Origin of the sequence: Coleofasciculus sp. FACHB-712 (assembly GCF_014695635.1) — a bacterium.
Lineage (GTDB): Bacteria > Cyanobacteriota > Cyanobacteriia > Cyanobacteriales > FACHB-T130 > FACHB-T130.
Genome location: NZ_JACJOQ010000677.1, coordinates 1 through 4468, shown reverse-complemented (window position 1 = coordinate 4468; position 4468 = coordinate 1). Strand labels below are relative to the sequence as shown.

The window sequence follows — 4468 nt, the reverse complement described above, 5'->3', positions numbered from 1 at the left end:
GTCAACTGCTGCCAACAAAGCCCCATCGGTAAATTGCTGCCGGGTGCCCTCTACGTTCATGTGTCAGCACTTTCTCAACTCGACCCTCTGCTGAGGCTCTACGAGGGCTATGCCAGACGAACGGTAGGACGTATTGATGGCGCTACCTTAATTAAATTCAACATCGAGCAGCCTAAAATCTCTTACTTGTTCTATCCTGACTTTGATCTCGACCCGCATCCCGCTTTACAAGCTAGCATCCAGATTGATGTTCGCGACGGGAGTTCAACTTACCGAGACTACAGTACCAGCGACAATCCCCCGGTTCTCCACCGCAAGGAAACCTTTGTCACTCCCGATTATCCCCACTACGAAAAATTCGCCAACCTCACTCGGCAAGAAGAAAAATTGCGGCTTTTAGACAAAACCCGTGGCATTGGAACGCTTCGGGGTTGGTTGGAATGCTTACAAGATTATGGTGTCGAAATCCAGGGTCATCAAGTTATTCGGCGGAAAACTGAAGAGAACTTACATCCAACCTCTCTACATTTAACACTTCCTAAAATAGAGCGTCACAAAGCTGCAATTGCTCGTAAAAATCTGTCCCGTCCCGTGCGTCTCGCTTTAGAAGCTGGCTTATTTAGTGAAGATAGCACTTTCTTTGATTATGGTTGTGGCTACGGAAGCGATATTCAGCACATAGCGGAAAAGGGCTATACCAGTGCTGGCTGGGACCCGTATTACTCTCCGGACACCCCTCGCACCACCGCTGATATTGTCAATCTCGGCTATATTATCAATGTCATTGAACGTACAGATGAGCGTCGAGAAGCATTATTAAACGCCTGGGAGTTAACAGGAAAAGTCCTGATTGTTGCCGCACTGGTTTTAATTGATGACCGAGGCGCGGGTCAAGTTGCCTACGGCGATGGGGTAATTACTCGCCGCAATACTTTTCAGAAATACTACGAACAGGAAGAACTTAAAATTTATATTGACCAAGTTCTGAATGTTAATGCAGTGCCAGTTGCACTTGGCATTTACTTTGTTTTCCGAGATGAAAGCCTTGCCGAAGCTTACCGCGCCTCTCGCTTTCGTTCCCGCGCCACAACTCCCAGAGTGCGTGCCAATATCAAGCGATTTGAAGATTATCAGGAAATGCTGGCACCGCTGATGGCTTTTGTCACAGAACGCGGTCGTCTGCCAGTCAAAAATGAAAAACCAGAATTAGAAAATTTGAGGGCTGAATTTGGCGGTTTTCGCCGTGCCTTCCAGGTCATTTTACAAGCAACCGACCAAAAAGAGTGGGATGCGATCGCTCAAAAACGCCGCTTAGACCTTTTAGTTTATCTCGCACTAGGTAAGTTCAATCATCTGAAGCTCAAACAAATCTCTCCAGAAGTCCGTAACGATATCAAATCTTTATTCGGTAACTACGAAGAAGCCTGGGAATTAGCGGAGGAAATGCTATTTAGTCTAGGCGATCCCGGTGTAATTGCTCAGTGTTGTATACAAAGCTTTGTTGGCTGTAACAGTGGTTTTAAATACGCGCCTCTCTATCCTAGCTCCTTCATCGTTCATGTTTCAGCTTTTTCCGAACTCGACCCGTTGCTGCGCCTCTACGAAGGCTGTGCTAGCCGTACAATTGGACGCATGGATGAAGCCACACTAATTAAATTTCACACCTATAAACCAAAAATTTCATATTTGTTCTACCCCAATTTCGATACTGAGCCTCATCCAGTCCTGCACACCAGTATGCAAATCGATCTGAGAGATTTGAGCGTCAGCTATCGGGATTACGAAGATGATGTTAATCCACCAATCTTGCATCGAAAAGAAACTGTTATCACCCCCGATTATCCGAATTATGAAAAGTTTTCCCGGCTCACTCAACAGGAAGAAGACTGGGGACTTTTAAATGATGAACGGACTATTAAAACCCTTAGAAATTGGCAACGATGCTTAAAGGCAAACTGCCTAGAAATAGAAGATTACTGTCTTTGCTGGCGTAAAGACTCTGACCCGATTCGGGTTCAAGAATTAACAGCAGTTCGTGAAAAAAGGAAAAATACAAAAGTAATATCTTTTTAAACGCAAAGAGCGCAAAGGTTAACTCTGAGGTACGCAAAGATTTTTGTATTTTTTCCTGGGGGTACCTTTGCGGTTTCCTAGGCATAACTTTGTAGCTAAAAAGTTCATGAAATTCAATTCAAAGTAGCTTCACAATTCTTTTGCTAACTGAATCCAATGTTCAATTCCCTTTTGTGTTGGTTGCCCCGATGCTGTGAAGGTTCTGATGTCTCTCTTGTGTTGAAAACCATAACTGATATGAATTGGTTTATCTACTCCATAAAAGTATAGAGAATCAAATGGTAATTTTTGACTTAATATCCAATCGATAACGCGATCGCTACCTGAACTAACGATCAAAAAATCGCAAGCAGCGCCTAGTCGTTTACAGTAATACTTACCATTCTTGTTCATTTCATGCGCCATATGCTGGTCGAGTTCCGGCGCAACTCGACCATTTTTATGACCTGTTTCTGGGTCTTTTTTATCTAGGTATCTTTTTAAGTGCTTGGAACAAAAGCCATAAGTTAGGCGGAAATTATGAACGCCGAAATAGTCAATAATTGGATCCAAGATAAGTTGATTTAGCTTTTGTAATGCAGGCAGCGTTTCTTCTGGATTTTGGGGAAATGGATAAATTTTAGATGCGTACTTTTGATAAGTCTGGGTACAGGTGCAAAAATCCTCTAAAGTAAGGTATTTTCCTAGGGAAACTTCTTTCATAGTTGAGGAACTATAGTGCATCAAGAGTACAATAAGCTGGTACGCGATCGCATTCCCGAAATCATTCATCAAGCAGGACGAGAGTGCAAAGTCCAGGTAATGTCAGAGGCAGAATATCACCAAGCATTGCGAGACAAACTCATCGAAGAAGCTCAAGAAGCCGCTGAAGCTACTGCTCAAGACTTAGTGAAAGAACTCGCTGACCTATACGAAGTCATCGATGCCTTGTGTGCAGCTTGTCAAATAGAGCGTTCCTCAATTTTGGCAGAACAAGAAAAACGACGTTCAGATCGAGGTGGCTTTGACCAGCGCCTTCGATTATTGTGGACTCAGTAGCCGCGAAGTCGATACGGTAGAGGTATGGATAACCCGCTACACCTGCTAGATATCGCCGAGTCTTATCTAAGAAAATCGGTTGCACCATTAGCCACACAGATAGATAGCAGCTCAGAAGCCCTACGAGAGGCGCTTAAAGGACTTGGCGAACGTTCTTTACTGGCATTGCGAGTTCCCCAAGAGTGGGGTGGTTCCGAAGTCAACGAACAGACTTTTCGGACTTTTCAAGAGCTAATCGCAAGATACTCCGGCGCTTTGGCATTTTTGCAGGCTCAACATCAAAGTGCTGGCGGGATGCTGGCTGCTAGCAAAAATTCTTCTCTTAAATGCCAGTATCTTCCCCATATGAGTAACGGGGATATTTTAGTCGGCGTCGGCTTCTCTCAATTGCGGCGGCAGGGCGACCCAACTGTGAAAGCCTTTCCGGTAGAAGGGGGATATCATCTAGAGGGACAAGTGCCTTGGGTTACGGGCTGGGGCTTGTTTCAAGAGTTTATTGTCGCCGCAACACTCCCCGATGGGGGCGCAGTCTTTGGCATTGTGCCCTTTGTTGCGAGGGATCGGGAGAGGGGGGGTGCAATTACATTTACCCAGCCAATGCAACTGGCAGCAATGACCTCAACCAATACCGTCACTGCAAATCTTACCAGTTGGTTTTTGCCTCAAGAGCGTGTTGTCTCTATCAAGCCTGCGGGTTGGATTCACGAAAACGATTTGAAGAATGTCCTTCACCAAGGCTTTTTTGCTTTGGGATGCGCTAGAGCTGGACTTGATATTCTGGAAGCTGCCGCTCTAACCAAGCCAAACGCCTTTATTTCCAAAGCTTTTAAGTCACTCAACCGGGAACTCACCGCCTGTAGCACTGCCATCAGACATCCCCCTAAACCCTTTGCAGATCGTCTGCAAATCCGAGCTTGGGCAATTGATTTAGCTGTGCGGTGTGCCCATGCTGCCGTTACCGTTTCCCGTGGTGCCGCCAACTACAGCCACCACGCAGCACAGCGAGTTTACCGCGAGGCACTCGTGTTTACTGTTTCCGGTCAAACTACGGCTGTAATGGAGGCGACGCTCAACAGGTTGGTGCGTTCAGAATCCGCACTTTATCTCAGCTCTGAGGAGGCTCAGCCTGGGAACGAGAAACAGCAACTTGAAACTTATTCCTCATCCGATTAATCTACAGCAGATTGCAGGTATATAGAGTACATTGAGGTCAGTGCATGAACAGGTAGAATGAAACCTTACTCCCCAGATTCCGCAGGTTGCTGGTAGAGTCAGAGGTATTTTTAAGCAATGACTCAACAGCCCACCAACATCCAAGTCAAAGATATCGATCATTTAGGCATCGTGGCAGGCATCA

At 45.6% G+C, this 4468-nt stretch carries 4 protein-coding genes; 3 read left to right on the top strand and 1 reads right to left on the bottom strand.

Annotated features, from left to right (window positions below; translation table 11 throughout):
- The coding region (locus H6F50_RS25360; RefSeq protein ID WP_190430831.1) for a DNA phosphorothioation-associated putative methyltransferase at window positions 1–2073 on the top strand (2073 nt) is incomplete at its 5' end.
- A 129-nt stretch (window positions 2074–2202) separates the two neighbouring features.
- Here the strand turns inward: H6F50_RS25360 and H6F50_RS25355 are convergent.
- Window positions 2203–2775: a hypothetical protein gene (locus tag H6F50_RS25355; protein ID WP_190430830.1), complete on the bottom strand. Its 573-nt coding sequence runs from the start codon at window positions 2773–2775 to the stop codon at window positions 2203–2205.
- A gap of 15 nt (window positions 2776–2790) precedes the next feature.
- Here H6F50_RS25355 and H6F50_RS25350 point away from each other — a divergent pair, with 15 nt between their 5' ends.
- Together H6F50_RS25350 and H6F50_RS25345 are read left to right on the top strand one after the other, a co-directional pair.
- On the top strand, window positions 2791–3111 hold the full coding sequence (locus H6F50_RS25350) for a nucleoside triphosphate pyrophosphohydrolase (RefSeq protein WP_190430829.1): 321 nt from the start codon (window positions 2791–2793) through the stop codon (window positions 3109–3111).
- 24 nt (window positions 3112–3135) lie between these two features.
- Complete coding sequence (locus H6F50_RS25345; protein WP_190430828.1) at window positions 3136–4284, top strand: acyl-CoA dehydrogenase family protein; 1149 nt, start codon at window positions 3136–3138, stop codon at window positions 4282–4284.
- Window positions 4285–4468 lie beyond the last annotated feature (184 nt).

Bases quoted from the DNA above. Each gene is read 5' to 3' on its own strand.
- H6F50_RS25345 (WP_190430828.1), top strand. From the start codon at position 3,136: ATGGATAACCCGCTACACCTGCTAGATATCGCCGAGTCTTATCTAAGA.
- H6F50_RS25355 (WP_190430830.1), bottom strand. From the start codon at position 2,775: ATGAAAGAAGTTTCCCTAGGAAAATACCTTACTTTAGAGGATTTTTGC.